Genomic DNA, 26,880 nt, shown 5'->3' with positions numbered 1-26,880 from the left:
TCGAGTATGCGGAAGCACAGCCCCACGCTGCTCGATGCCGGACTTAGCTGAAGCTAAGTCCTATCTCGCTTCCCTCCCCACAAGGGGGATCAAGGGGGGTGGCGCCTCTACGAAGCCAGCGCCTTGTCCACCTCAGCGGCAAACGGGATCGCAGGCTGGGCGCCGGGCTTGAGGCAGGCGAGGCTTCCGGCATAGGCGGCGCGGCGCATGGCGGCTTCGAGATCAAGGCCGGCATCGAGACCGGCGGCGAGATAGCCGCAGAAGGTGTCACCGGCACCAACGGTATCCACCGGAGTGATGGCGAGAGAGGGGACGCTGAAGGCGCTGGTGGGGGTGACGGCCTTGGCGCCGTCTTTGCCCAGCGTCACGATCAGCGTCTGGCCGTGCTGCTTGACCCAGGCGGCCATGGCAGTGTCGAGTTCGGCCGGCGTCGAATTGCTGAGCAGGGCGAACTCGGTTTCGTTGGCGACGAGGATGCTGGCCTTGTGGGCGAGGGTCTTGGTGGTTTCGAGATACGGCGCGGTATTGAGGATCGAGACCAGGCCATTGGCCTTGGCGATATCAAGGGCGCGTTCGGTAGCGGACTGCGAGATTTCCTGTTGCAACATCACCACCGCGCCGGGCGGCAGTTTGCTCAGCGCCGTTTCGGCCTCATCAGCGCTGACTGTGGCATTGGCGCCGGGGAGCACGGCGATGCAGTTTTCGCCATGGGCATCGACAAAGATCATGGCGATCGCGGTGGCGCCGGGCACGGTTTTGACCAGGCTCAGATCAACCCCGCCGGCCTTGAGCAACGCCAAGGCTTGGGCGGCGAAGGCATCGTCGCCCACCGCCGACACATGGCGCACGTCGGCACCGGCGCGCTTGGCGGCCAGCGCTTGATTGGCCCCCTTGCCGCCGGGGGCGGAGGCAAAAACGCCGCCCAAAACGGTTTCGCCGGGGCCTGGCAGGCGCGGCACGGTGCCGATTTGATCCAGGCCCGTGGAGCCGAAAACAGTGATCATGGTTCTAAGTCCTGATGCGTTAGCTGGCTGCTTTTAACACGGTATTCCAGTTGCGCGAGGTCCAGAGGCGCTTCTTGCCATAATGCTTCCAGATCAGGTCCATGCCTGAGCCATAGCGGCCATCGGCCTTGCGATACGTGACAATGCACACTTCGCCGTCAGTGAGCTTGACCACTTCAAAGTCAGCCGTGACGGCGCAGGGCATCGGCAGGGATGTGGCGTTCAGGTCCTCGACAAAGGTCACGTAGAGCTTGGTGTTCTCATCCTCTTTGCGTCCATCGAACGGATCGAGATCGATCAGCGCCTTGAGCTGATCCTGGCTGCGCAGCACGGTGCCGATGGCAAAGCTGAAAGCCCGCTCCAACGCCGCTTCGATCTGGCGAGCGTCGGGACTGTCGGCATCGAACAGCACATTGCCCGAGGCGAGCAGGGTTTTGACATTGTCGAACCCCATGTTGGTGAAGGCTTTGAGCAGGTCGGCGCTTTTGACCTGCCGCTTGCCCAGATTCACCCCGCGCAGGAAAGCGGCGTAGCGCGTCACGATTTCTTGCCCTGCGGATAGATGGTCTCGCCGTTTTCCAGCATCTCGACAAAGCTGGCGATGCGCTTGGCGCGGCCGGCGGCGGTCTTGAGGTTGTGGGTGCGGAAGGTCAGCGCAAAGCGGTTCTGGGCGCTGAGCTTGCCGTAAAACTCCATCGCCTTGGGGCTGGCTTCGATCGCCGCCAAAAGCTCCTCGGGCGGCGGCATATCCATTTTGTAAGCGGCGGCCCAACGGCCATCGGCCTTGGCTGCCTCGACATGGCGCATGCCATGTTCGGTCATCCTGCCATCGGAGAGCAGCTTGGCGACATTGTCCTGATTGACTTGGCTCCACAGGCTTTTCGGCCCGCGCCGCGTATAGCGTTGTACGAAGGACACATCGTCGTAGCTCTTGCGGATAGCGTCGATCCAGCCCCAGCACAACACCACCTCAATGCCTTCGACCGCATTTATTGTGGGCGTACCGGTGGCCTTCTTGAAGATGCGTACCCACACTTCGGTTTCCGTGTCGTGGTGCTTGGCCAGCCAATCGTAAAACGCCTGCGCGCTGGCGAAGGGATGGACCTTGTCGGGATCGACATAGACGGGAGCCATGGTCAGCTTTCGGTATGGGTGGCAAGCATCTGAGCCAGTGCCGGATCGAGCAGATCACTGGTTGGCAGGGCAATGCCGAAGGTATCCGAGAGTGCCGCACGGATGTCCTCCACGCTTGTAAGAATGCGACGGTCGCGCTCCTCTCCCGGACGATACGTGCTCAGCAGATTGTGGCGCAGCGTGGTACGCAAGCCGGGCTGGACCCGGGCGGCGATCAGCAACCCCGCCTGATGCTGCTTTGCCGCGATTTCGGCGCTGAGCGCGGCATAGTCGGCGTCCGTCGGTTCGGTCAGTTCGAACTGATAGGCGGGGCGCCAAACCTCGTTGAACTTGACCTCCAGCCGGAACCCGTCACCGATCGGCATGAGGCGGAACGTATCATTGGGGGTCGTCTGTTCGACCTCGGTGCGCAGTTTGAGCGGGGCGGTCAGGGTGCAACTGCCAAAAGCGACGTCGGCCAGATAGGAAACGCCGGCAATGTCCACCACCAGGCACATATGGGAGGGCCCCCGTCCGGCTGGATCGGGGTTCCACCACAGGCCCTGCCCGGCATAGCCGCGCACCTCAAATTCGAGCGTCTGCAACACCCGCATGAACAGCAGATTCTGTTCAAAGCAATAGCCACCGCGGCGATTGTGCAAGAGCTTGTGTTCCAGGCTGTGCTGGTCGAGCGGGACCGGCAGGCCCAGGAATGCATCAAGGTTTTCAAACGGGATCGCTGCGGGGTGCAGCGCATGCAGTTGTTCCAGGGTCGCCAGGGTCGGGGCGATGGAGCCGGAGAAGCCGATTCGCTCGAAATAGGCCGCCAGGTTGACTTTTTCGCTCATCGGGACCCGCAAACTGGTTTTATGAGAACCCCATCATGGCGACCGAAGCCGGCTTTGTCACGACGCCGGCGCCAAACCGCTCCGTGCAGAACGCTTCGGAATGGACTAGGGTTCGTCCAGATTATGCCAATGGGGGACGCAATATGGGATTGCTGGGTTTCATCACCGGAAGCAAAGCCGCTCCCTCAGGCGTGGCCAGGAAACCGCCATCGGAGCTACGTGAGGCACTGCTGGCGCTCAACAACGATGGCGTGCCGTTCCTGATCCGCGACGGCGGCCCGGAAAAGGTTGATCTGGTGGCCGAATGGAAGATCATCGACGCCAAATGGTACGCGTTCTTTGAAAAGGCGGGCCTGAAACGGGTGTTTAAGGTGCTGATGAAGTTGGATGCGAGCCGCGGCGTCGTGCGCTCGGTGGATCACGAGTTCAGCGTGGAATGGCATGCGGGCATCCCGAGCCTGTCGTTCGCGGCTTCGGCCTCGCGCGGCCAGCAAAAATCGTTCAGCTACGGCGCCGCCTTTGGCATCAAGGAAGACGGCAGCTTTGGCAAAATCTACGAAGCCAAGTTCAGCACCGGCGAAATCAAGACACCGCTGCAGGAAACCACGCTGGCTAACGGCTGGGGATGGAAGGGCGTAGCGTTCGGCAGGCTCTAAAAGAGCGTCACTGCGCCTTGCGAACGCGAATGACCACATCGACATGGCTCACCACCATGCCGGCAGGGGCTTCGGGCAAAGACTCAAAGCTCACGGCCGAGGCGGGGATATCGATCATCCGCTGTTCGTCTTCGACGTAGAAGTGGTGATGATCAGACGTATCGGTGTCGAAATAGGACCGGGAGGCGTCAACAGCCACTTCGCGCAGCAGGCCTGCTTCATGGAACTGGTGCAGCGTGTTGTAGATGGTCGCCAGCGAAACATTGACGCGGGTCAGGCTTGCTTCACCATGCAGCTGTTCGGCGCTGACATGGCGATGCGGGCCACCGAACAGCAGTTCGGCCAGGGCGACACGCTGGCGCGTGGGGCGAAGGCCGGCCATGCGCAGCACTGCCGTGAGACACGGTTTGCGCGACGGATGGGTGCGGCTGGTCAGGGTGTGGTCCGGCATTGGGTCCTTAGGTCGACAGAAAGGGCCATAATTGTTCGCTCCTCTTATACGCAGAGCGGCGGTTTGGCACAAGCTATGCACAGGGAAAGCCACAATGACAGATTGGCGCAGAGCCCGGCTCTCTTGACCCTCCTGCCCCGCCCCTCTACACAACGGCCACTGGTTAACCACGGGGCAGGCAATGGCCGAGCGGCAGAACTCTTTTACCTATGACGAGCTGCTGGCGCATGGTCGCGGCGAATTGCCCGGCCAGATGGATGCGCGCCTGCCGGCGCCACCGATGTTGATGTTTGATCGCATCACGCGGATCGACGAGACCGGCGGTGCCCATGGCAAGGGGCAGGTGCGGGCCGAACTCGACGTGAACCCGGACCTGTGGTTTTTCAAATGCCATTTCATCGGCGATCCGGTGATGCCGGGCTGCCTTGGCCTTGACGCTGTCTGGCAGATGACCGGCTTTTTCCTCGGATGGGTCGGTGCGCCCGGCAAGGGCCGCGCCCTGGGCGGGGAAATCAAGATGACCGGCCAGGTGACCGATGACGTCAAGGTGGTGGAATACGGCATCGACGTGAAGCGCGTGATGCGTTCGCGGCTGACGCTGGGCATTGCCGATGGCTGGGTCAAGGCTGACGGCAAGTTGATCTATGAGGCCAAGGATTTGCGCGTAGGTTTGTTCACCGACAGCCAATTGCGCGACCAGAAGAGCGCGTAAGCAAAAGTTCATCGCGTAAAGCGGCCCCAGCCATGAAACTGGCGGGAAGCCAAACTATATAAAAGCGGTGAGCGCCCGGGGCGGAACTCTGCTATACGATCTGGAGCGAGGCGAAGATGAGACGAGTTGTCGTAACCGGCATTGGGATCATTTCTTCCATCGGCAATAATGTGGCCGAGGTTTTGGCCAGCCTTTATGCCGCCACCCCGGGCATTACCTTCGCCCAGGATTATGCCGACCTCAATTTCCGCTGCCATGTGCATGGCGCGCCCACCATTGATCCATTTGCCGTGCTCGACCGCCGCACCACCCGCTTTATGGGCAAGGGCGCGGCCTGGAATTATCTGGCAATGCAGCAGGCAATCGAGGATTCGGGGCTGGAAGAATCCGACATCAAGAACCCGCGTACCGGGATCGTGATGGGTTCGGGTGGTCCATCGACCCGCACCGTTGTGGAAGCCGCTGACATCACCCGCGACAAAGGCCCCAAGCGCATCGGGCCGCTGGCCGTGCCCAAGGCGATGAGCTCGACTGCCTCCGCAACGCTGGCGACGCCCTTTGGTATCAAGGGCATCAATTATTCGATTTCCTCGGCCTGCGCGACCTCCAAGCATTGCATCGGCAATGGCTATGAGCAGATCCAGATGGGCAAGCAGGACATCGTGTTTGCCGGGGGTCATGAGGATCTCGACTGGACGCTGAGCGACCTGTTCGACGCCATGGGCGCCATGAGTTCGGACTTCAATGCCACCCCGTCCAAGGCTTCGCGCGCCTATGACCGCGATCGCGATGGTTTTGTCATCGCCGGCGGCGCGGGCGTGCTGGTGCTCGAAGAACTCGAACATGCCAAGGCGCGCGGCGCCAAGATCTACGCCGAAATCATCGGCTATGGCGCGACCTCCGATGGCTACGACATGGTCGCCCCATCGGGCGAAGGCGCCGAGCGCTGCATGCGGCTGGCACTTGAAGGCATCAAGATGCCGGTGGACTATATCAACCCGCACGCCACTTCGACCCCGGTCGGCGATGCGCGCGAAATGGACGCCATCCGCGCGGTGTTCGGCACCGGCGACAAATGCCCGCCGATTTCGGCCACCAAGTCACTGACCGGGCATTCGCTCGGCGCCACGGGCGTGCAGGAATCGATCTATTGCATGCTGATGATGCAGGAAGGCTTCCTGTGTGAAAGCGCCAACATTGAAAACCTCGATCCGGCGTTTGAAGACATGCCGATCCTTCGGGCACGGCGCGACAATGCCAAGATCGGCGTGGCCCTGTCCAACTCGTTCGGCTTCGGTGGCACCAATGCGACGCTGGTATTCAAGCACCCCGAGGCCTGACGCTCGCTAATAGGTCAGTTCGGTAAACCGGGCGTCGCGGCCGTCATACATCAGCAAGCGCCCTACCAAGGGCGTGCCGATGCCGGTGATCAGCTTGATTGCCTCCATCGCCATCAGGGTGCCGATGATGCCGGTGAGCGGACCGAGCACACCGGTCGCCTCACAGCTTGGCAGATCGGCATCGTCGGGGCTGGCCGGGTAGAGATCAGCAAAGCGCGGACCGTCCGGCAAAAAGACCGTCAATTGCCCATCATACATCGAGACGGCGCCCGAGATCAGCGGCTTGCCGGCTGCCTCGCAGGCCGTGGCGATGCTGAGCCGGGTGGCAAAGTTGTCGGTGCCGTCGATTACCAGATCATAATCGGCAATCAGACCCGTCGCGTTGTCGGGTTCGAAGCGGACGGCGTGGGACGTCACCGTGACATGGGGATTAAGCGCGGCAGCAAAATTGGCGGCGCTTTGCACCTTGCCGGAGCCAATGCCCCCGACCGTGTGCAGCACCTGCCGCTGCAGGTTGGACAGCGATACCGTGTCATTGTCGACGATACCTAAAGTGCCGATGCCGGCGGCGGTCAGATAGGCGATGACGGGACTGCCCAGCCCACCGGCTCCAACCACAAGCACCTTGGCGGCCTTGAGCGCCTGTTGCCCCGGTCCGCCCATGCCCTTGAGCACCAGATGGCGGGCATAGCGGCGGGTTTCGTCGGGCGTGAAAATCACTGCGCTGCCAGAGGTATGGCAAGGAAGCGCCGGTCCGGGCCTTCAAAGCCATTGGTATAGACCGAGACAATGGCTACTGCGCTTTTGACGCTGTCGCTATCGGGCGGCAGCAATACCCCATACAGCCGGTACGCCATGGGGCAGCCGCGCGAGCGGGGCAGCTTGTCATCGAGATGGATGACGCGATCGGCGCCATCGCCGGTCAGCAGGAGTTTGTAGCCGAGGCCGGCCGTGCCGAACCAGTCGGCGCAGGGCACGCTGGCGGTGGCCTCGAAGCTCGTCAGTTTCAGGCCATAATCGCCGATAATGGCCCCAGGTGTGGTGTAGGACGGCAGCCCAAAACGCAGGTTGGCGCCGTCGTTGCCGACCAGGCCATCGCCGATCTGGGCGATCAGTTCCGCCGGTGCGTTGATGCCCAACTCGCTCAACTGTGTCTGCACTTTGCCCAAGCTCTTGGCGCGGATGCCGAGCAGGGTTTCGCTTTCATCGACCGCCTGCACCTTGATCGGCGTGCCCAGCACCCAGGAGTCCTTTTGCAGATCGACGACATAGATATTGGAATAGGGCAGGCCCGAGCCGTCGCCGATGCCGAATTCCTCGAAGGCCAGATAGTGGCCGCCTTCATCGTAGCCGATGGCCCCGAACTGGGCGCGATCGCCGGCCCAGGCTGGCATGGCCGAAGCGGCAACCAGCCCCAGGCTAACGGCCAGTCGAGCCATGGCCTTTAGTGCCGCGTTCGGTTTCATCCAGCGTCTCCGTTTCCAAAAAGGTTACGGCGCAAACCGGTGCAACCACCATTTGGGCGATACGATCGCCACGACGCACCGAAAAGGGCGCCGAGCCGTGATTGATCAAAATGACTTTAATTTCGCCGCGATAATCCGCGTCGACAGTGCCCGGCGCATTGAGCACCGTGACCCCAAATTTGGCGGCAAGACCGGAGCGCGGCCGCACCTGCGCCTCGTAGCCCTGCGGCAGGGCAATGGCAAAGCCTATGCCGACCATGGCGCTGGTGCCCGGCAAAATAACCAGTTCCGCCCCAGTTTCGAGCGCCGCCGACAGATCAACACCGGCAGCACCAGCCGTGTGCTGGCGTGGCGCTTCCAGCCCCTGTCCATGCGGCAGACGAGCAAAACTGATCGGAACGGGAAGACCCGGCATTATTTGACCCTGATAACCGCAAACAATTGTTTGGGGAGCTTGGCAGTTCCGTTGATAATTTCAAGGAACTGAATGGCTTGTACAGCAGAAGTCTTATCATCAGACAATGTCATGTTGGTGTCGATGACCTCGAGCCCGGAAAAATGCAGCGTCAGTGTGTGGCCGCTGAACACAGATTGATTCATCTGCTCGGTTTCTTCGTCATGGGCAAAGCTGGCGCCGGTTTCCGCGAGCAGGCCGCCGGTGTCGAACGCGACACGGACGAGGCCAGCGCCAGCCGGGGCAAAACTGAGCAATTTCTGATGCTTGCCCAGCGCCAGGCCGGCAAACGGCCCCGATGCGGTGATCAGGCAGGTGGCCGAACCGTCGGTGCTTTGCGTGAGCGTCCCATCGGCACAGAAATGCTGGATTTCCGGGCCCTGCTCCGTTTGCCCGCTCGGATCAATCTTGGTCGCGGGCGGCTTGATCATGGAATAGAACTGCGCGTTCATCACCTGGATCAGCGTGGCGCTGGCGGTGGTGGTGCTGGTCAGTTTGACGTCGAGATCGGCATCGACGCAGCCAGCGAGCAGCACCAGCAATCCGGCGAAGATCGGAAGTTTTGCAAAGGCCGGAAGTATCATTGCTGCGCGTCCAATACGGTCAGGCTGAGCCAGCCAAGCGGCGGCAATCTAAATCCGGGCCGGATGCGCCACAAGGCGGGTGCGGCGACACTAAAGCGTGACCAGCCGCCAGATCGCCGCCACCGCCAGCACCGCCAGCAGCCAGAACAGGGAATAGACCATCCACGGCGCTATTGCCGAACGGCGGTGCTTTTCCGCATGATAGTCGGCCAGCGCCGCCTCTGCCTGGGTGACGATGACGGGGATGCGGCGGACGGTGTCAGCCAGGGTTGCCAGCCCGGACTTGAGGTCTTCGAGCTTGCCGATGGGGCCTTCCTCGCGGCGCAGCCAATCGCCGACAACGGGTTCGGCAATGGTCCAGATATCCAGATCCGGATCGAGTGCACGGGCAACCCCTTCGACCAGCACCATGGATTTTTGCAGCAGCACCAGTTCGGGCCTGGTCTGCATTCCGAACAGATCGGTGATGGCAAACAGCTGCCCCAGCACATTGGCCATCGAGATATCGCTGGCGACGCGGCCATGCAGCGGCTCGCCAATCGAGCGGATGGCGAGCGCGAAATCCTCGATCGACTGATCGGCCGGGACATAGCCGATGTCGAAATGGCGCTGTGCGACCAGGCGATAGTCGCGGGAAATGAAGCCGAAGACCGTATCGGCGAGGAACCGCCGCTCGGCCTTGTTGATGCGGCCCATGATGCCGAAATCGACGGCCACGAGCGAGCCGGTTTTCGGATCGGCGAACAGATTGCCCGGGTGCAGATCGGCGTGGAAGAAGCCATCGCGGATGGCGTGCTTGAGAAAATTCTGTAGCAGGGAGGTGGCCAGCGCCTTGCGGTCCATGCCGGCAGCATCAAGCGCCGCCAGATCGCGGATCGGGATGCCGTCGATCCAGGTGGTGGTCAAAATATTCTGCGCGGTCTGGTCCCAATGCACGTCGGGGATGACGAAGCCGGTGTCATGTTTGATGTTCTCTGCGAACTCGGAAATCGAGGCGCCTTCAAGCCGCAGGTCGAGTTCGAGCCGGGCCGAGCGATCCAACGTCGCCACAATCTGCGTTGGCCTGAGGCGGCGGGTGGAGCGGACCAGTTTTTCCGCCAGCCTTGCGCCCGCATAATAGCTTTCGATATCGGCCATGAACCGCCCGGCCACGCCGGGGCGCAGGATTTTGACGGCGACCTTTTTGGGCATCGTGCCCGGCGCGACCAGCAGGGCCTGATGCACCTGCGCAATGGAGGCGGCGGCGACCGGCGGCGATAGCTCGGTCAGCTCCAGCGCCTTGGCACCAAGTGCTTCGCTCAGAATACCCGGGACCGAGGCCGGATCGAACGGGTCCATCCGGTCCTGCAGCGATGACAGATCCTCGGCAATATCGGCGCCGACAATGTCGGGACGCGTGGCCAGAGTCTGGCCAAATTTAACATAGGTGGGGCCAAGCCGGTTGAGCGCCCGGGTCAGCCGTTCGACGCGACCGGTGCGGCGCACCGAGGGACGTTCGATCAGCCGCGCGGTGGCGATGCCCAACCGCAGCGGCGCCGGCAGGTCCTTGGCCTCGATAATGGAGAACGCGCCTTCGCGCGACAGCACATAGCCGGCGCGCAGCAGACGGAAATAGGCGGAGAGGCCCAAGAGCAGACCCTTACATTTTCCAGGCGCTGAACAGCGCCGCGATATTGCCGGAATAGGCGGTGTGGGTGACCCGCTTGAAGCCGGCCTCAGAAATCATGCCGGTAAAGGCCGGTGGGGTCGGGAACTTGCGGATCGATTCCACCAGATATTGATAGGGTTGGCCATCGCCGGTGACCATCTTGCCCATGGGCGGGATGACCCGATCGGAAAACGTCGTGTAAAAGCTGTCCAGCCCCGGCACATCGACATGAGAAAATTCGAGTACCAGCAGGCGGCCGCCGCGCTTCAACACACGGTGCGCTTCGCCCAACGCCTTCTGGATGCGCGGCACGTTGCGGATGCCAAAGGCGATGGTATAGGCGTCAAAGGACTTGTCGGCGAAGGGCAGCTCTTCAGCATTGGCCTCGACAAAACTGGCCTGGGCCGGAAAGCGCCAGGACTTCGCCCGTTCGGCACCGACGCGCAGCATGTCCGAATTGATGTCGGAGACCACGACTTCGGCATAGCCGACCGAGGCATTGATGATGCGTTCGGCGACATCGCCGGTACCGCCAGCCATATCCAGCACGCGATACGGCCGCGTTCCCTGCTTGGGCGGGGACAGATCGGCGACCATGGCGTCCTTCCAGACGCGATGGATGCCGCCGCTCATCAAATCGTTCATCAGGTCATAGCGGTCGGCTACGCCGTGGAATACGGCATTGACCAGGCCCTGCTTCTCGTCGAGTGGCACTTGCTGTTCGCCGAAATGGGTGGTCTCGCGGGCCTCGGTCATGGCATTGAGTCTCGTGCGATTTTGATTTGCCGCACCATAGCGAAGCAGCATCGGCTTTGCCATGGCGCAAAGCCGCACAGGGTGAAGGGTTATTTGCGTATGCCGGAACTGCCCGAAGTCGAAACCGTCCGCCGGGGCCTCGAGCCGTATCTGAAGGGCGCGCGCATCGACAAAGTGACCCTCAACCGGGCTAATCTGCGGTTTCCGTTCCCCAAGGGCTTTGCCGAGGCGCTTGAGGGGCAGACGGTGGTTTCCGTGGGCCGGCGCGCGAAGTATCTGCTGATCGAGCTGTCGAGCGGCCAGACTGTGCTCAGCCATCTGGGCATGACCGGCAGCTATCGCTTTGCCGAGCGCAAGCTGGACAAGCCGCCGCGCTATTATGAGATCGAGCCCACCCCAAAGCATGACCATATGGTGTGGGACATCACCCATCCAGAGCATGGGCACCTGCACCTGATCTACGCCGATCCACGCCGGTTCGGATTTGTCGATCTTTATGACAGGGCGGAAAATAGCCCCTATCTGACCGGATTGGGGCCGGAGCCGCTGGGCAATAATTTCAACGCCGCGGAAATGGCGCAAAAATTTGTTGGCAAGAAAGCCCCGATCAAGGCGGCGCTGCTGGATCAGCGGGTGGTGGCGGGGCTGGGCAATATCTATGTGGCCGAGGCGTTGCATCGCTCGCACATCCTGCCCACCGCGCATGCCGGCGCGCTGGTAACCGCCAAGGGCAAGCCGAAGATCATGCTTGAAGACCTGGCCAGCGCCGTGCGCCAGGTGTTGCTTGAAGCCATTGAAGTGGGTGGCTCGACGCTGCGGGATTTTCGCAATGCGGAAGGTGGCTCGGGCTATTTCCAGCATCGCTTTGCCGTCTATGACCGGGAGGGGGAGCCCTGCCCTACCCCGATGTGCACCGGCACTGTCGAGCGGATCGTGCAATCGGGCCGCTCGACCTTCTTTTGCCCGGTATGCCAGAAGAAGCCATGATGCCCTGTTTCCTGTTGACGGGCCGGGGGCGCGCTAGTATAGACCGCCCAACTTGGCGGCTATCGATGTGCCGCCGATTTCATTTTGATACCGGACGCTGGTGACGCCTTGGGCGCGCTGACTGCCGGATGACGCGCCAAGAGGACCATCATGGCCAATACCGCTTCCGCCAAAAAGGCGACCCGCAAGATCGAAGCCCGCACCGCGGTCAACAAGTCGCGCCGTTCGCGCATCCGCACCTTCATCCGCAAGGTTGAGGAAGCGATCGTGGCTGGCGATCACAAGGTTGCCATGGCAGCGCTGAAGGCTGCAGAGCCAGAAATCCACCGTGCTGCTGGCAAGGGCATCGTTCATGCCAATCTGGCATCGCGCAAGGTTTCGCGCCTCAATGGCCGCGTCAAGGCGCTGGCTGTCTAACAGATACCATTGACTGTCCGGTCCGAGATGGACTGGCGTGAGACAGGGCTCCTTGTGGAGCCCTTTTTTATTGCCTGGACCAGGCCACAAAAAATGCGACGGTAGCTGGAATCTGTGACGTTGCAGTGACACCGTCAAAAATACCGGTAGCTGGCGATCGGCTATAAAATACATTTGTCTTTTCAAACGTTTGACTGATTTCCTATGCGTAATTTCCGCCGGGCCGGAATAAAAACCGAACCAGCGCAACGGAATAATCTGACGAAAAAATTTCTCCGCCGCTTAACCCGAATTTACGATTCTGCGTTGAGTCACAGATGCTTGGTTTGGGGTCCGGGAGAGGGCCTTGGAAACTGTTTTTCGCCTTCGCAGAGTCAAGCCCCTATTTCATCGATTCACGTGTTGCGGGGCCAAAAGGTCCACTCTAATATGGCTAAGTCAGCTCAAGAAAAGGCGGCGCTAGACCCGTCAGACGGAGCTTTCAAGGTCGTATTGGGGCATATTATCAGGGCTGTGAAGGCGGCGACGTCTTCTGGGTTTGGCAGCCAATGTCATTTTGAACATGACGGTTTTGGCGCTGCTCTGCGGCGGCGGGTTGGCGTAGGCGTGTAACAGAATTTCTGGCTGGTTCGGCCGGGTTCAGATCAAAATTCAGGACGACAGGCAGCGGCCCAGCCGCGCCACGGGATCGCTCGCCCATCATTTGGGCGCGGGTTGAAGTATTGGCAGAGCCGTCCGGGCAGGGCGGCGATCGACGGCATGGACACTTTGCGGGGTCTGTGCCGAATTGAAACGAGGCACAGACGATGAAGCGACAGGCGACCGCCGGACGGGACGATTGGGACAATTCCAGTCAACCGACACCTCAGACCACCACAAAAGGCGAACTGTCCGCGATGACCACATCCACTCCTTCCGAAGCTGAACGCGACCTATGGACCCGGGCCCGCGCCCGGCTCAAGGTGGCGGTGGGCGAGGATGTGTTCACCAGCTGGTTCGCCCGGCTCGACCTCGAAGAAATGGTCGATGACCTGTGCCTGTTGTCGGCACCCACCCGCTTCCTGTGCTCGTGGGTGCAGTCCAATTACGCCGATCGGATTCTGGAAGCGATCCAGCTCGATGCGCCCCAGATCGGCCGCCTGCAGGTGACATTGCGCGTCAATGGCCAGGCCCGTCCGCGCATTGCCCCGCAGCCCGAAATTTTTGTGCAGGAGGCGCCCGTCGCCGTTGCCACCATTCCGGCCATGCCGCGACTGGTGCGCGACAACAGCGCGCAAAAGGGCGACGCCCTTTCTGGCAGCGCCATTGACCAGCGCATGACATTTGACAGTTTCGTGGCCGGCGGCCCCAATGAGATCGCGCTGGGCGTCGCCCGACAGGTGGCCAATGCGGCTGTCAACGACAGTGTCAGTTTCAATCCGGTCTATATCCACGCCACCGTCGGCCTGGGTAAATCGCACCTGCTCAACGCCATCGCCCATGCCACCGCGCAGGCCGATCCGAGCAAGAATATCGTTTATCTGACCGCCGACCACTTCATGTACCATTTCATCACTGCGGTGCAGCGCCAGTCGGCCCTGACCTTCAAGGAATGGCTGCGCAAGGTCGACCTGCTGCTGATCGACGACATGCAGTTCCTGCAGGGCAAGTCGGCCACCGAATTCGGCCATACTCTGGGTACACTGTTGACTGGCGCCAAGCAGGTTGTCGTGGCGGGCGACGCGCCGCCGCGGGATCTGGAAATGCTGGATGAACGGGTGCGTTCGCGCCTTTCCGGTGGCCTTGTGGTGCCGATTACCGCCTTTGACGTCGAGCTGCGCCGCGCCATCGTGCAGCGCCGCGCCGATCAGGCCGCAACGCGCTATGGCATGCACTTCCCGGCGCCGGTGATCGATTATATCTCTCGGGTCGTGGTCAGCCATGGCCGCGATCTCGACGGAGCGGTGAACCGCCTGGTTGCTGCCAATCAGCTGACCGGCGAAATGATCACTATTCCGCTGGCCGAGAAGACGCTGGGCGACCTGATCCGCTCGCAGGAAGCCCGCCGGGTTCGCATCGAAGACATCCTGCGCATCGTGTCGCGCCACTACAAGGTGCCGCGCAACGAGCTGCTCTCCGCCCGCCGCAGCCGTGATGTGGTACGCCCGCGCCAGATCGCCATGTTCCTGGCCAAGGCCCTGACCTCGCGCTCGCTCCCCGAAATTGGCCGCCGCTTTGGTGGACGCGATCACACCACTGTGCTGCACTCGGTTCGGAAAGTCGAACAGATGATGAAGGATGACGGCGAGCTGTGCCAGGAAATCGAACTGCTGAAACGCATGATCGAGGAATAGCTTTCTAGCTTACTTTTTCGCCCTTCTCCCCCAGGGGGAGAAGGTGCCCAAAGGGCGGATGAGGGTCCCTTGTTGCCTCGCGTTTGCGGAGGGAACCCCTCACCCTGATTTTCTGCTGAACGCAGAAAATCGGTCCCTCTCCCTCAAGGGGCGAGGAGAGGCCGGTGATTAGTCGCTAATCCACTCAACTAGCGCCCGGTTCACCGCTTCCGGCTGCTCGCAGGTCGAAAAATGCCCGCAATGGGCGATGACCACCAGTTTCGCGCCGGCAATCGCTTCCGCCATTTCCTGCGCCAGCGCCGGCGGGGTCAGCGGATCGGCATCCCCGACAATCACCGTGGTCGGCACCGCGATCGCCCCAAGGCTGGGGCGCGAGTCGATGCGGGTGATGATGGCATTCTGCTGTCGGGCCATGCCTTCGACGCCCACGGCCAGCCCGCCGCGCAGACTGATAGCGCCCAGTTCGGGGTCATTGCGATGGTCGGGATGCAGGTTCATGGACATGGTTTCGGCCAGTAGCGCCGCAAAGTCCTCGCTGCGGGCACGCGCCATTCGATCGCGCCGCAACTGGCTCTGTTCGGGGGTATCGGGGCGGGCCGACGTATCGAGCAGCGCCAGCTTGACCACCCGCTCGGGTGCCTGCCGCATGATTTCCAGGCAGACATAGCCGCCCATGGAAATGCCGGCCAAGGCAAAGCGCGGCGGCGCACCGGCCAGAATATTGGCGGCGATCGCCGCCATGGTTTCGCCTTCGAGCGTGGACGCTACCGTCACCGGCCCATAGGGCCAGAGCGCCACGATCTGCGGAACAAAGATTTCGGCGGTGCAGAGCAGGCCGGGAACCAGAAGGATCGGGGTCATTGCTCAGTCGCCGTCATCGATCGGCAGGTCCCGCGCCATGAAGGCGGCAAACTCGTCCTTGTAGTCGGGATGCCAGCGCGACAGCGCCGGACGGTTCTGCACGATATCCATGGCGTTCCAGTAGATGCGCTTGCGGTCGGTTGTCGTGCTGGTCTCGTCATCGGGGCAGAGGATGAAAAAGCCGTCGCGGGCGATGGCTTCGTCCATGAAGGCGATCACCTGCTCGGGCAACCAGGCGCCTTGGCGATGTTCGGCCTCCCCAGTCGTGGTCCAGCCGGGGATCAGCAGGTGGGCCGTGACCCGACAGCCGGGGCGCTCACGCAGGTCGCGCGCCAGGTTTTGGGTATAGGCATTCACCGCCGCCTTGGAGGTGTTATAGGCCGGGTTGCCCGGCGGGTTGGTCAGGCCCTGCTTGGAGCCGGTATTGACGATGACGGCTGGCATGCCCGCTTCCAGCATGGCGGGCAGAAACGCCTGCACGCCATTGACCGGCCCCAGCACATTGACACCAAACAGCCGCTGCCAGTTTTCAATGGGATCGAGAATGCCGCCTGCCCCGCCCGAAACGAAGGCGGCGGCGTTGTTCATCAACAGCGTTGGGCTACCAAAACGGGCGATGACGGTTTGCGCCAGAGCCACCATTGGCGCCGGATCGGCGACGTCGGCGGTCGAAATCAGCACATTATCGACACCAACCATACCGGCCAGTTCGGCAGCGGTTAATGCCAGTTTTGCCGCGTTGACGTCGACCAGCACGATCTTCATGCCCGCCTTGGCGGCTTGCCGGGCGGCGGCGCGGCCGATGCCGCTGGCACCTCCGGTGATGACGGCCAGACCGTTTTGAGTGAAGGCTTCTGCCATGTTGGTTTTTCCTAGAATCGATGGGGGCATTGTAGCCAAAACCACTTGTGGATGCAGCGGCGGCGCTATTTGCCGCGCGCGACGGTTTTTTGGCTATTTGGCGGGGGCAAATCCCGGCGCGCCCTTGCCTTTTTGTCCCTGAATTGCAATGGTCTGCGCCCGGCTTGCCGGGTTTGACCACGCCAGTTTACGGCGCGTGCAGTGAGGATACCGGATCGATGAAAGTTACGCTCGAACGCAATCATTTGCTCAAGTCGCTGAGCCATGTGCATCGGGTGGTCGAACGGCGCAATACCTATCCGATCCTGGCCAACGTGCTGTTCAAGGCCACCGGCGATACCGTGGAACTGCGCGCCACCGATCTCGATATCGAAGTCACCGAAAGCGTTCCGGCAATGGTGTCAACCGCAGGCACCACGACGGTGCCGGCGCATACGCTGTACGAGATCGTGCGCAAGCTCAGCGATGGGGCCGAAGTACGGCTCGAAACCGATGGCAGCGAGCAGATGCTATTGACCTCGGGGCGCTCGCGCTTTCATCTGCAATGCCTGTCGCCCGACAGCTTTCCCGACTTGAAATCGGGCAGTTTCAGCCATGAATTCTCGCTGCCGGCCGCCTCGCTGCGCGAACTGATCGAGCGGACGCAATTTGCGATATCCAACGAGGAGACGCGCTATTACCTGAACGGTATTTATCTGCACACCATCGATGTTTCCGGCTCAGGCCTGGTGCTGCGCGCCGTGGCCACCGACGGTCACCGTATGGCCCGGGCGGAAACCGAAGCGCCCAAGGGCGCCAAGGGCATGACCGGCATTATCGTGCCGAAAAAGACCGTCAGCGAAGTGCAAAAGCTGCTCGATGGCGCCGATGGCGACGTGGCGGTGGAAGTCAGCGATACCAAGATCCGCTTCTCGCTCGGCGGTGTAGTTTTACTCTCCAAGCTGATCGAGGGCACCTTCCCCGATTACGATCGCGTCACCCCCAAGAACAACGACAAGTCGATGAGCGTCGATCGCGCGGCCTTTGCCACGGCGGTGGATCGCGTTTCGACCATTGCTTCGGAACGCGGCGGCAAGGCGGTCAAGCTCTCGGCCAAGGATGGGCAGCTTGAACTGTCGGTCACCAATCCCGACCACGGTACGGCCTCCGAAGAACTGGCCGTCGAGTTCGACACCGATGGCTTCGAGATCGGCTTCAACGCGCGCTATCTGCTCGACATCGTCGGGCAGATCCGCTCCGACAATGCAATCTTCCTGTTCAACGACGCTGGCTCGCCAACGCTGGTGCGCGAAGACGGCGAGGCAAAGGCGCTCTATGTGCTGATGCCGATGCGGGTTTAAGGCCAGTTCTCTGGTTCTTCCTTCTCCCCTTGAGGGAGAAGGTGCCCGAAGGGCGGACGAGGGGTCCAGGATGGTTGCTCTGTCGATGCTGACTGAGATAACCCCTCACCCGTCTCGGCCTCTGGCCGATCCACCCTCTCCCTCAAGGGGTGAGGGGAGACCCGGTGGACGTTGGAATAGATGACCCCCTCCCGTTACCTCTCCCGCCTGCGCCTCAGTGCCTTCCGCAATTACACCGCGGCAGCGCTCGACCTGGACGAGCGCCACGTGGTGCTGACCGGACCGAACGGCGCCGGCAAAACCAATCTGCTCGAAGCCATTTCGCTGCTGTCACCGGGGCGCGGGCTGCGACGGGCGGCGTTCGAGACGGTGCAGGCGCAAGGCTCGGACGGACCGTGGGCGGTGGCGGCAACGATCGAGACCAGCGAGGGCCCGACCGATATCGGCACCGGCGCTGGAACCGGCGATGCCGGCCGGCGGGTGCGGATCAACGGCGCCAATGCCCGTTCGATCGAGGCGATGAGCGATTACTTGCGGGTGCTGTGGCTGACGCCGGCGATGGATGGGCTGTTTTCCGGCCCGGGCAGCGAGCGGCGGCGGTTTCTGGACCGGTTGGTGACGACGCTGATTCCGGGCCATTCGGCGGCGGTGAACGATTTTGACAAGGTGATGCGCCAGCGCAATCGGCTGCTCGAGGACAATGCCGATCCGCGCTGGCTCAACGCCATCGAAGTGCAGATGGCCGAGGTGGCCGCGGCGATCCATCTGGCGCGCACCGACAGCCTGACGCATTTGCAGGACCTGATCGCGCAGAGCCTGGAGCAGGGCAGCTTTCCGGCCGCCCATCTGGCGCTGACGCCGCTGTTCGAGGATCGGCATGAGCCGGTGTCATCCTCGGCGCTGGAGGCGGAACTGATGGAACTGTGGGCGGGCACGCGCGGGCTTGATCGCGCCGCCGGACGCACCACGTCCGGACCACACCGCGTCGATCTGGACGTCACCTATGCCCAAAAGGGCATGCCGGCGGCTTTGGGCTCGACCGGCGAGCAGAAGGCACTGCTGATCGGGCTGATCCTTGCCCATGCAAGGCTGGTCAAACAGCGTACCGGGATCACCCCGTTTCTGCTGCTGGATGAGATCGCCGCACACCTCGATCCGGACCGGCGACGGGCATTGTTTGTGGCGCTGGACGGCCTGGGAACCCAGTGCTTTTTGACCGGCACCGACCCCTTGCTGTTCGAAGCTCTGGAGGCGCGCGCACAACGGATCACGGTGCGCGACGGGCGGGTGTTCCCGGACCGCTGAAATCCCCCGCCGAGCGGCCTGAAACGGGCATTTTGCTTGGGGATAGACCCTCTATCGACTAGAACTATTTCATCTTCACGAGCCTGATTCGGAACCACATGACCGACGATAATATTCCCGATCCCGCAGAGTATGGCGCCGACAGCATCAAGGTGCTCAAGGGGCTCGATGCTGTGCGCAAGCGCCCGGGCATGTATATCGGAGATACCGACGACGGTTCGGGCCTGCACCACATGGTCTATGAGGTGGTCGATAACTCCATCGACGAGGCCCTGGCCGGCCACGCCGATCGCGTCACGGTGACGCTGAATTCGGATGGCTCGGTTTCGGTCACCGACAATGGCCGTGGCATGCCCACCGGAATTCACACCGGCGAAGGCATTTCGGCGGCCGAGGTCATCATGACCCAGCTGCATGCCGGCGGCAAATTCGACCAGAATTCCTACAAGGTCTCGGGTGGTCTGCATGGCGTGGGCGTTTCCGTGGTCAACGCGCTATCCGCCTGGCTCAAGCTCAAGATCCGCCGCGAAGGCAATATCCACGAGATATCGTTCACGCACGGTGTCGCCGACAAACCGCTCGAAGTGACAGGCACCTATGAAGGCCGCACCGGCACGGAAGTGACGTTCTTCCCGTCGACCGAGACCTTCACCATGGTTGAGTTCGATTTCAAGACGCTGGAGCATCGCATGCGCGAGCTGGCGTTCCTGAACTCCGGCGTGCGCATCCTGCTGGCGGATCGTCGTCATCCGGAGCCGGTCGATGTCGAGCTGTTCTACGAAGGCGGGCTTGAGGCCTATGTCAATTATCTGGACAAGTCCAAGTCGCCGATCATCGGCAAGCCGATCACCATCCTGCATGAAAAGGACGGTATCACCGTCGAGGTGGCGCTGCAGTGGAATGACAGCTACCACGAAAATGTCCTGTGCTTTACCAACAATATCCCGCAGCGCGATGGCGGCACCCATCTGGCCGGCCTGCGCGGCGCACTCACCCGGCAGGTCACCGGTTATGCCGATAGCTCCGGCATTTCCAAAAAGGAAAAGGTGACGCTGACTGGCGACGATACGCGCGAAGGCCTCACCTGCGTGCTGTCGGTCAAGGTGCCGGACCCGAAGTTTTCCAGCCAGACCAAGGACAAGCTGGTCTCGTCCGAAGTGCGGCCGGTGGTGGAAAACGTCGTCAACGAAAAGCTCGGCCAGTGGTTCGAGGAGCATCCCCAGGAAGCCCGTGCCATTGCCGCCAAGGTGGCCGAAGCTGCCTCGGCCCGCGAAGCGGCCCGCAAGGCGCGTGACCTCACCCGCCGCAAGGGCGCGCTGGAAATCTCGTCGCTGCCGGGCAAACTTGCCGACTGCCAGGAACGCGATCCCGCCAAGTCCGAAATCTTCATCGTGGAGGGTGACTCCGCCGGTGGCTCGGCCAAGCAAGGGCGCGACCGCTCGGTACAGGCGGTGCTGCCGCTGCGTGGCAAGATCCTCAACGTCGAACGCGCCCGGTTCGATCGCATGATCAGCTCGGAGCAGGTCGGTACACTGATCACGGCGCTGGGCACCGGCATTGGCCGCGAGGAGTTCAACGCCGACAAGCTGCGCTACCACAAGATCATCATCATGACCGACGCCGACGTGGACGGCGCCCATATCCGCACCCTGCTGCTGACGTTCTTTTACCGGCAGACGCCGGAGTTGATCGAGCGCGGTCATATCTATATCGCCCAGCCGCCGCTGTATAAAATCAAGCGCGGCCAGTCCGAACAATATCTCAAGGACGAGCGGGCGCTGGAAGACTATCTGCTGTCGACCGGCACGGAAGACGCAGTGTTGACCACCCATTCCGGTTCAACCCATGCCGGCGCCGATCTGCTGCAAATCCTGCAGCAGGCACGCGATATCGTGAACGCCATCGATAATTTGAACACTCGGTACAACCGATCGCTGGTCGAGCAGGCCGCCATCGTTGGCGCGCTCGATCCGGATGGCCTGTCGGACCGGAGCAAGGCGCAGGTAACGCTGGACCGGATTGCGGAGCGGCTGGACCTGATTTCGGACGAGCTGGAACGCGGCTGGTCGGGCGTCATTACTGATGAAGATGGACTGGCCTTTACCCGCACCGTGCGCGGCGTGGCCGAAACCCACGGCATCGATCCGGGCCTGCTCAACAGCGCCGATGCGCGCAAGCTGCGCCAGATCGCGCCTCGGCTCGATGAACTGTTCGGTGGGCCGGCGCATCTGAGCCGCAAGGGCGATACGACCCAGATCCATGGGCCGGCATCACTGTTCAAGGCGGTGACCGAGGCCGGGCGCAAGGGCGTATCGCTACAGCGCTACAAGGGTCTGGGCGAAATGAACCCAAGCCAGTTGTGGGAAACCACGCTCGATCCCAATGTGCGCACGCTGCTCAAGGTGGAAATCCGCGAAAGCGACGAAGCCGATGCGATCTTTACCGCGCTGATGGGGGATCTGGTCGAACCGCGCCGTGATTTCATCCAGGACAATGCGCTCAGCGTTTCCAATCTGGACGTGTAGCAGCCGCGCAACAGCGCCGCCGTCGGCGACAATTGCCCCATAAACCGGCCACAATTCGCACGGACAAGCCGGTCGGTGTATGGACATTGGCTGGCGTTCGCTTGCCTTGATGCTGGTGGCCATGAGACGGTGCGCCGTCGGCCCTGAAAAAGACGTTTAGGGATGGCCTGATACTGGCACTGCAGCGGCACGAGCAGGCCGCTTTGCTTCGGAACGGATTGCATGGAATTTCGTATTTCGCCTGAGGACCGGGTTGGCGCGCAGCCGGGCAAGCGCGGCGGCAAACCTGCGGCCAAGGCCAAGTCATCCGGCTGGGGCAAGGGGCGGGTTGAACCGACCATGGGCAGCGCCGTCGGCGGCTTCGTAGATGATGAGCGCTCAGGCGGCAAGCCGGCGTCGAAAAAACCCGTCAAACGCGGCACCGCGAAAGTCGCAAACGGCAAACGGCGCAAGCGCCGTGGCCTGGGCGGGTTCATCGTCTCTATCGTCTACTGGCTGTTCATGGCTGGCCTGTTGGGCACCATCGCCCTGGGTGGCGTGATTGCCTATTTCGGCATGCAATTGCCGTCGTCCAATACCTGGGCCGTGCCGGACCGGCCGCCAAATATCCGGATTCTGGCGGCCGACGGGCAGTTGATTTCCAATCGCGGCAAGACCGGCGGCGAGGCAGCGACGCTGCGCGAATTGCCGGCCTATGTGCCCGCCGCTGTGATCGCCATCGAAGACCGGCGCTTTTACGAGCATTTCGGTGTCGATCTCTATGGTCTGGCCGCGGTGGCGGTGGAAAGCCTGCGTGCCGGCCGGGTCACCCGAGGCGCCTCGACCATTACCCAGCAATTGGCCAAGAACCTGTTCCTGACCCCCGAGCAAAGCCTGGCCCGCAAGGTGCAGGAAGCGCTGCTGGCGGTGTGGCTGGAGCGGACCTATTCCAAGGACGAAATCCTTGAGCTGTATTTGAACCGCGTGTTCTTCGGCAACAATGCCACCGGCATCGAGGCCGCAGCGCAGACCTATTTCGGCAAATCGGCGCGCAATCTGTCGCTCGGTGAAGCGGCGATGCTGGCCGGTTCGCTGCAAGCGCCCTCGCGCCTCAATCCAAAATCAGACCCGGTGGCGACGGCGGCGCGCCAGAAGCTGGTGCTTAATGCCATGGCGGAGGAGGGCTACATTTCGCCCGCCGAAGCCCAGGCAGCGCAGATTGATCCGAACCAGAAGGTGCGCACCAAGGTTGCGGGCTCTGAATCCTATGTTGCCGACTGTGTCGAAAGCCTGATGCAGTCCTATCTTGGGGACATCAAGCAGGACGTGGTGGTGTCCACCACGATCAACTGGGATTTGCAGAAGCAGGCCGAATTCATCGTCAAGGAAGCGGTGGCCAATGATGGCCCCAAGCGCGGCTTTACCCAGGGCGCGCTGGTCTCGATGACCACTGATGGCGCGATTCAAGCCATGGTGGGCGGCGTCGACTACCAGAGCAGCCAGTATAATCGCGCGGTGACAGCCAAGCGCCAGCCCGGCTCGACCTTCAAGCCGTTCGTTTATCTGGCAGCCATGGAAAAAGGCTATACGCCTGATACCGTCGCCGAAGACGCCCAGTTCACCTATGAGGGCTGGAGCCCGCACAATGCCAGCGGCAAGTATGCCGGCTCGGTGACGTTGCGGCAGGGTCTGGCCTATTCGCTCAACACCATTGCCGCCCGCTTGGCCATCGACGTTACCCCGCAAGTGGTGGTGGATACGGCGATGCGCCTGGGCATTGGCTCGCCACTCGAAGCAGTACCCTCGATCGCGCTGGGCACGCAGGAAGTGTCGCTGCTGGAGCTGACAGGGGCCTATGCGCCGTTCGCCAATGGTGGCATCGGTGTCATCCCCAGCGTCATCACCAAGATTGAAACCACCGATGGCAAGGTTTTGTATGAAGCCTCGACCGCCGGCCCGGGCCGGGTAATCGCGCCGCCGATCGTGGCGGAAATGGACGACATGCTGACCAAGGTGGTGGAAGTGGGCACCGGCAAGGGCGCCAATCTGCCGGGCTGGCAGTTCGGCGGCAAGACCGGCACCTCGCAGCAGGCCAAGGACGCGCTGTTCGTCGGCTTTTCCGAGCACATGATCACCGGGGTCTGGCTGGGTAATGACGATGCGACCAAGACCACGCTGTCGGGCGGCAATGTGCCGGCGGCGATCTGGACGCAGTTCATGGCCAAGGCGCATGCCGGGCTGAAACCGATCGGCCTGCCTTCGGGCTACGACGCCAGCAATATGCCAGTGGCCCAGCCGGTCATCGATCCGGCTACCGGCCAGCAGGCGATTGACCCGGCGACGGGGCAGCCGCAGGTACAGTATGTCGATCCGCTGACCGGGCAGCCGGTGCAGGTGCAGCTCGATCCGACCACTGGACAGATCGTGCAGCCGACAGCGGCTCCACAGATCGATCCGGCGACCGGAATACCAGTCGATCCCGCAACCGGCCAGCCGGTGCAGCAGGGTTTCCAGATCGATCCGGCCACCGGGCAGGCGATTATTCCACCGGCAAATCAGGGCGATCAACTGATCTATGATCCGAACGCTGCCCAACCAACGCCGCAACAGAGCCCAAAAAGCCAGCACACGCTGGTGGATCTGATCTTTGGTGGTTAGAATCTGGTCAGGCGGCTCAGCCGCCTGAACTGTTTTCGGGCATAGCCAGCAGTGCCAGTTCTGCGAGCTGACCCAGCTCCAACGACGTTGCCCCTTCCCGCGCCTGCACCGACATGCCGTGCATGACGCTGCGGATATATCTGGCCAGCGTCGGCACCGAAATCTGCATCGACAAATCCCCATCCGCCTGACCCTTGGCCAGTCGCGCCGCGATTGCGGTTTCACTGCGCTGCCGATAGCCCTTGAGCGTATCGGCCACCTGCTGCGCCTGGGGCGAGGCGGCCAGCGCACCGCTGATGAACAGGCATCCGCCGGGCTTGTCGGGCCTGGTGTAAGAAGTGGCGGCGCCGGTCAGCAGCAAGGCAATCGCCTCGCGGGTCGAGACCTCGGCGTTGAGCGCTGCAAGGGCAAAGCTCACTTCGGTCTGATGGTAGCGCTCCAGCGCCTTGCGGAACAAGGTCTCCTTGTCAGTGAAGGCATTGTAGATCTGCGGCGGGGTCAGCCCCATGGCGTCGCGCAACATCGCCAGCGACGTGGCCTCATAGCCATGTTCCCAGAACAGCAGCATTGCCGCTTCGAGCACCGTGTCGGCATTGAAGGCGCGGGGGCGGCCGGCGCGTTTTTCTGGAATTTCCATACTGATCGTTACGAAACCTATTGACGCCGTTATGGATCATAACATAACGATTGATATGTAACGCGACAAGGCCGTTGCCAACCGATCAACAGGAAATGACATGCCAATCACCGTAACTGCCCCCAGGGGCGTATTAACGTCTGCCGGCGAGCGCGAAATCATGCCCCGCCTGATCGCGGCACTGATCGAGGTTTCCGGGCTTGCCGGAAACAGCTTCTTCACCGCCATCGTCGGCGGAACCGTGCATATCCTGCCGCCCGAGCAGATCTATGCCGGTGGGAGCAACCGCCCGGTGGTGATGGTTGAGCTCAAGCTGCCCAATATCGGGCTGGCTTCGCTGGAGGCGCGCCAGAGCTTCATCGCCACGGCCACCGCCATCGTTGCCGAACTCAGCGTGCCGACGCATCGCCCCGAAAATACCTGGATCAACATCCTCAATGCAGAGGATGGCGCCTGGGGTATCGGGGGGATCCAATATACCGGCGAAGGCTTGATCGCCGCCGTGATGGCAGTCGCCTGATGCAACAGTCCCTGTCGCTGTTTTTTACGACCAATTGCGAGGCGGCGATGGGGTTTTACCAAAGCTGCGGGCTGGGCGAAGGCAAGGTCATGGTACGCTACGGCGACCATGGCATGGCCGTGCGCAGTCAAGCGCTACGGGGCAAAGTGCTGCACGCCCGGTTCGAAGGGCAGGGCGTGCTGTTGCACTGCTCCGACAATGACGATGCCGAACCGATGCGCGGCTGTGCGGTGACGCTGGAATATGCCGATGTGGCCGCTATGGCCGAGATGTTCGGGCGTCTCGCGGCGGGTGGGCGGATTACCGTACCGCTCGCGTTACAAGGTTGGGGCAAGCAGTTCGGCATGCTGATCGATGCGTTTGGCGTGCAGTGGCTGTTCAGCGAGCGCTAGACGCCATAGGCCATCAACTGGCGGCCGTGGGCCTTGAGCCAGGCGCGGCCGCGATCCTTGTCAGGCAGGGCCTTGCCCACCGTCGCCCAGAAGGCCGCAGAGTGGTTCATTTCCACCAGATGGGCAATTTCGTGGGCGGCGACGTAATCGAGCACGAATTCGGGCGCCAAGATCAATCGCCAGTTGAAATTGAGATTGCCGGTCGAAGAACACGAGCCCCAGCGCGTCGCCTGCGAGCGCAGCTTCAGCGATCGCACGGTGACCCCCAGCGTTGCGGCATGGATGGCGGTTTGTCGATTGAGATCGATCTCGGCCTCGGCCTTCAGCCAATCGGTCAGCCGCCGTGCCTGATGTTCCGGATCACCGGGCACCACCAGCATCGGGCCTTCGTCATCAGTTTCGATCTCGACCTTGCCGCGCACCTTGCCGCTGGCAACGATCAGATGATCGACGCCCCGCAATGGAATGGTCGAGCCGGGCGCAAACGACACCGGCGAAGCGGCGCGGGGTAGGCGAGCGGCCAGCCAATTGGTCTGGCGCAACAGAAACGCCTCGGCATCGGGCCAGCGGCCATGCGGTGGCAGGGTCAGCACCGGGCCACCGCTATGGGGGATCGATAGCCGATAGCTGCGCGCCCGCGCATGGGTGCGCACAGCGACGGCGACCATGCGGCCATCGATATTGACCTCGGTGGAGGCGGGGATCTTGGTGCGGGAGAACAGCTTCAATCTGGGCCTAATGGAAGAATCGCGTGGGGGAAGGGTAGCACGGCTTGTCAGTGGTTTGAGCCGAACAGTCTCAGTCGCCAGCCTCCCGCTTGTGGGGAGGGATCAACGGTGGGGGGGTGAGGGCCCAGATTTATCACTCTGAAATCATGGCGCCGCCCGCCCCCTCCCAACCTCCCCATCAAGGGGAACTGTTTACCTACGATCCTTTTTGGATTCTTGTGCTGTGCAAGTGATTTGCTCAGGAGGATGGGATGGATTGTCCCCGGTGTGGTGGTGCGCATCTGATCAGGCGCGGTTTCAAGTCT

Annotated in this window: 27 protein-coding genes; 12 read left to right on the top strand and 15 right to left on the bottom strand. The window is 62.0% G+C overall.

What is annotated here, in order from left to right; translation table 11 throughout:
* Nucleotides 1-107: 107 nt before the first annotated feature.
* From ABIT12_RS09075 to ABIT12_RS09060, 4 genes are read right to left on the bottom strand one after another with little or no spacing between them, the layout of a single operon-like run.
* The gene (locus ABIT12_RS09075) at nt 108-1,004 is read right to left on the bottom strand and encodes a ribokinase (RefSeq protein WP_348043501.1); all 897 of its coding nucleotides are present in this window, start codon (nt 1,002-1,004) and stop codon (nt 108-110) included.
* Nucleotides 1,005-1,023: 19 nt separating this feature from the next.
* Entirely contained in the window at nt 1,024-1,545 is a 522-nt protein-coding gene (locus ABIT12_RS09070; RefSeq protein WP_348043499.1) for a DUF1697 domain-containing protein, read from the bottom strand.
* The gene (locus tag ABIT12_RS09065) at nt 1,542-2,138 is read right to left on the bottom strand and encodes a YdeI/OmpD-associated family protein (protein ID WP_348043497.1); all 597 of its coding nucleotides are present in this window, start codon (nt 2,136-2,138) and stop codon (nt 1,542-1,544) included. Before ABIT12_RS09065 ends, ABIT12_RS09070 begins: the two co-directional genes overlap by 4 nt.
* A gap of 2 nt (nt 2,139-2,140) precedes the next feature.
* Nucleotides 2,141-2,965: an arylamine N-acetyltransferase gene (locus tag ABIT12_RS09060; protein ID WP_348043495.1), complete on the bottom strand. Its 825-nt coding sequence runs from the start codon at nt 2,963-2,965 to the stop codon at nt 2,141-2,143.
* 35 nt (nt 2,966-3,000) lie between these two features.
* Here ABIT12_RS09060 and ABIT12_RS09055 point away from each other — a divergent pair, with 35 nt between their 5' ends.
* The gene (locus tag ABIT12_RS09055) at nt 3,001-3,621 is read left to right on the top strand and encodes a hypothetical protein (RefSeq protein ID WP_348043493.1); all 621 of its coding nucleotides are present in this window, start codon (nt 3,001-3,003) and stop codon (nt 3,619-3,621) included.
* Between the two features lie 7 nt (nt 3,622-3,628).
* On the opposite strand, the gene irrA is transcribed toward ABIT12_RS09055, so the two are convergent.
* Nucleotides 3,629-4,057, bottom strand: coding sequence for an iron response transcriptional regulator IrrA (gene irrA, locus ABIT12_RS09050; protein WP_407065609.1), 429 nt, complete (start codon nt 4,055-4,057; stop codon nt 3,629-3,631).
* 196 nt (nt 4,058-4,253) lie between these two features.
* On the opposite strand from irrA, the gene fabA reads away from it, so the two are divergent.
* On the top strand, nt 4,254-4,784 hold the full coding sequence (fabA, locus tag ABIT12_RS09045; RefSeq protein WP_348043489.1) for a 3-hydroxyacyl-[acyl-carrier-protein] dehydratase FabA: 531 nt from the start codon (nt 4,254-4,256) through the stop codon (nt 4,782-4,784).
* A 116-nt stretch (nt 4,785-4,900) separates the two neighbouring features.
* Nucleotides 4,901-6,124: a beta-ketoacyl-ACP synthase I gene (gene fabB, locus ABIT12_RS09040; RefSeq protein ID WP_348043487.1), complete on the top strand. Its 1,224-nt coding sequence runs from the start codon at nt 4,901-4,903 to the stop codon at nt 6,122-6,124.
* Nucleotides 6,125-6,130: 6 nt separating this feature from the next.
* Here the strand turns inward: fabB and ABIT12_RS09035 are convergent, their stop codons facing one another.
* From ABIT12_RS09035 to ubiE, 6 genes are all read right to left on the bottom strand, one after another.
* Nucleotides 6,131-6,844 carry a molybdopterin-synthase adenylyltransferase MoeB gene (locus tag ABIT12_RS09035; RefSeq protein WP_348043485.1) on the bottom strand — a complete coding sequence of 238 codons (714 nt, stop codon included), beginning with the start codon at nt 6,842-6,844 and terminating at the stop codon, nt 6,131-6,133.
* Nucleotides 6,841-7,590, bottom strand: a complete 750-nt coding sequence (locus ABIT12_RS09030) for a DUF2259 domain-containing protein (RefSeq protein WP_348043483.1) — start codon at nt 7,588-7,590, stop codon at nt 6,841-6,843. The genes ABIT12_RS09035 and ABIT12_RS09030 overlap by 4 nt, the downstream gene beginning before the upstream one ends.
* Nucleotides 7,544-8,005, bottom strand: coding sequence for a dUTP diphosphatase (dut, locus tag ABIT12_RS09025; RefSeq protein WP_348043481.1), 462 nt, complete (start codon nt 8,003-8,005; stop codon nt 7,544-7,546). Before dut ends, ABIT12_RS09030 begins: the two co-directional genes overlap by 47 nt.
* Complete coding sequence (locus ABIT12_RS09020; protein ID WP_348043479.1) at nt 8,005-8,628, bottom strand: hypothetical protein; 624 nt, start codon at nt 8,626-8,628, stop codon at nt 8,005-8,007. Before ABIT12_RS09020 ends, dut begins: the two co-directional genes overlap by 1 nt.
* 90 nt (nt 8,629-8,718) lie before the next feature.
* Complete coding sequence (ubiB, locus tag ABIT12_RS09015) at nt 8,719-10,257, bottom strand: 2-polyprenylphenol 6-hydroxylase (protein ID WP_348043477.1); 1,539 nt, start codon at nt 10,255-10,257, stop codon at nt 8,719-8,721.
* 10 nt (nt 10,258-10,267) lie between these two features.
* Complete coding sequence (ubiE, locus tag ABIT12_RS09010; protein WP_348043475.1) at nt 10,268-11,032, bottom strand: bifunctional demethylmenaquinone methyltransferase/2-methoxy-6-polyprenyl-1,4-benzoquinol methylase UbiE; 765 nt, start codon at nt 11,030-11,032, stop codon at nt 10,268-10,270.
* Between the two features lie 99 nt (nt 11,033-11,131).
* On the opposite strand from ubiE, the gene mutM reads away from it, so the two are divergent.
* The 3 genes from mutM (at nt 11,132) to dnaA (ending at nt 14,769) form a co-directional block, all read left to right on the top strand.
* Nucleotides 11,132-12,019: a bifunctional DNA-formamidopyrimidine glycosylase/DNA-(apurinic or apyrimidinic site) lyase gene (mutM, locus tag ABIT12_RS09005; RefSeq protein WP_348043473.1), complete on the top strand. Its 888-nt coding sequence runs from the start codon at nt 11,132-11,134 to the stop codon at nt 12,017-12,019.
* 150 nt (nt 12,020-12,169) lie between these two features.
* Nucleotides 12,170-12,436, top strand: a complete 267-nt coding sequence (gene rpsT / locus ABIT12_RS09000) for a 30S ribosomal protein S20 (RefSeq protein WP_348043471.1) — start codon at nt 12,170-12,172, stop codon at nt 12,434-12,436.
* Between the two features lie 896 nt (nt 12,437-13,332).
* Nucleotides 13,333-14,769 carry a chromosomal replication initiator protein DnaA gene (dnaA, locus tag ABIT12_RS08995; RefSeq protein WP_348043469.1) on the top strand — a complete coding sequence of 479 codons (1,437 nt, stop codon included), beginning with the start codon at nt 13,333-13,335 and terminating at the stop codon, nt 14,767-14,769.
* Between the two features lie 168 nt (nt 14,770-14,937).
* Here the strand turns inward: dnaA and ABIT12_RS08990 are convergent, their stop codons facing one another.
* Together ABIT12_RS08990 and ABIT12_RS08985 are read right to left on the bottom strand one after the other, a co-directional pair.
* Nucleotides 14,938-15,630 (bottom strand): alpha/beta fold hydrolase, encoded by a 693-nt coding sequence (locus tag ABIT12_RS08990; RefSeq protein WP_348043467.1) that lies wholly within the window; start codon nt 15,628-15,630, stop codon nt 14,938-14,940.
* A gap of 3 nt (nt 15,631-15,633) precedes the next feature.
* Nucleotides 15,634-16,491, bottom strand: coding sequence for an SDR family NAD(P)-dependent oxidoreductase (locus ABIT12_RS08985; protein WP_348043465.1), 858 nt, complete (start codon nt 16,489-16,491; stop codon nt 15,634-15,636).
* 218 nt (nt 16,492-16,709) lie between these two features.
* On the opposite strand from ABIT12_RS08985, the gene dnaN reads away from it, so the two are divergent.
* The 4 genes from dnaN (at nt 16,710) to ABIT12_RS08965 (ending at nt 24,298) form a co-directional block, all read left to right on the top strand.
* Entirely contained in the window at nt 16,710-17,831 is a 1,122-nt protein-coding gene (gene dnaN / locus ABIT12_RS08980) for a DNA polymerase III subunit beta (protein ID WP_348043463.1), read from the top strand.
* A gap of 180 nt (nt 17,832-18,011) precedes the next feature.
* Entirely contained in the window at nt 18,012-19,136 is a 1,125-nt protein-coding gene (gene recF / locus ABIT12_RS08975) for a DNA replication/repair protein RecF (protein ID WP_348043461.1), read from the top strand.
* Between the two features lie 98 nt (nt 19,137-19,234).
* A complete protein-coding gene (gyrB, locus tag ABIT12_RS08970) occupies nt 19,235-21,661 on the top strand; it encodes a DNA topoisomerase (ATP-hydrolyzing) subunit B (RefSeq protein ID WP_348043459.1) in 2,427 nt (808 codons plus the stop codon).
* A 222-nt stretch (nt 21,662-21,883) separates the two neighbouring features.
* The gene (locus ABIT12_RS08965; protein WP_348043457.1) at nt 21,884-24,298 is read left to right on the top strand and encodes a PBP1A family penicillin-binding protein; all 2,415 of its coding nucleotides are present in this window, start codon (nt 21,884-21,886) and stop codon (nt 24,296-24,298) included.
* Between the two features lie 16 nt (nt 24,299-24,314).
* Here the strand turns inward: ABIT12_RS08965 and ABIT12_RS08960 are convergent, their stop codons facing one another.
* Nucleotides 24,315-24,935, bottom strand: coding sequence for a TetR/AcrR family transcriptional regulator (locus tag ABIT12_RS08960; protein ID WP_348043455.1), 621 nt, complete (start codon nt 24,933-24,935; stop codon nt 24,315-24,317).
* Nucleotides 24,936-25,035: 100 nt separating this feature from the next.
* Here ABIT12_RS08960 and ABIT12_RS08955 point away from each other — a divergent pair, with 100 nt between their 5' ends.
* Nucleotides 25,036-25,455 (top strand): hypothetical protein, encoded by a 420-nt coding sequence (locus tag ABIT12_RS08955; RefSeq protein ID WP_348043453.1) that lies wholly within the window; start codon nt 25,036-25,038, stop codon nt 25,453-25,455.
* Nucleotides 25,455-25,847 (top strand): glyoxalase/bleomycin resistance/extradiol dioxygenase family protein, encoded by a 393-nt coding sequence (locus ABIT12_RS08950; protein WP_348043451.1) that lies wholly within the window; start codon nt 25,455-25,457, stop codon nt 25,845-25,847. The genes ABIT12_RS08955 and ABIT12_RS08950 overlap by 1 nt, the downstream gene beginning before the upstream one ends.
* Here ABIT12_RS08950 and ABIT12_RS08945 read toward each other — a convergent pair.
* Nucleotides 25,844-26,575, bottom strand: a complete 732-nt coding sequence (locus ABIT12_RS08945) for a SprT family zinc-dependent metalloprotease (protein ID WP_348043449.1) — start codon at nt 26,573-26,575, stop codon at nt 25,844-25,846. The two genes, ABIT12_RS08950 and ABIT12_RS08945, sit on opposite strands and share 4 nt — an antisense overlap.
* Nucleotides 26,576-26,880 lie beyond the last annotated feature (305 nt).

Origin of the sequence: Devosia sp. (assembly GCF_039927955.1) — a bacterium.
GTDB lineage: Bacteria > Pseudomonadota > Alphaproteobacteria > Rhizobiales > Devosiaceae > Devosia.
The sequence above is the reverse complement of the archived record's forward strand: the minus strand, read 5'-3'. Positions and strand labels throughout refer to the sequence as shown.